This window comes from Pseudomonas sp. SIMBA_068, from assembly GCF_046534705.1.
In the GTDB taxonomy this organism is placed as follows: domain Bacteria; phylum Pseudomonadota; class Gammaproteobacteria; order Pseudomonadales; family Pseudomonadaceae; genus Aquipseudomonas; species Aquipseudomonas putida.
The window spans coordinates 1-259 of the sequence record NZ_JAWRYI010000867.1; the positions used below are offsets into that span (position 1 = coordinate 1).

The following is a 259-nucleotide window of genomic DNA, read 5'->3' on the forward strand; positions in this document are numbered from 1 at the left end:
TACGATTAATGTTGTTTCTTCAGTGAAAGGGTCAAGTTTTACTGATTCAGCAACAGGCATTAATACCATGTCTGATTCGTTTATGCCTTTCCAACCAGCAATTGAAGAACCGTCGAACATTTTACCGTCTTCGAAAAAATCTTCATCAACTTGGTGATGAGGAATAGATACATGTTGCTCTTTACCCTTTGTATCAGTAAAGCGTAAATCAATGAACTTAACGTCATTTTCTTTAATAAAATCTAAAACCGATTGTGAC

General features: G+C 35.1%; 1 protein-coding gene. It reads right to left on the bottom strand.

What is annotated here, in order from left to right; translation table 11 throughout:
- Positions 1-237: glutamine synthetase beta-grasp domain-containing protein (locus tag SB756_RS31830; RefSeq protein WP_410913469.1), on the bottom strand; the 237-nt coding region annotated here is incomplete at its 3' end.
- Between the last annotated feature and the right edge of the window lie 22 nt (positions 238-259).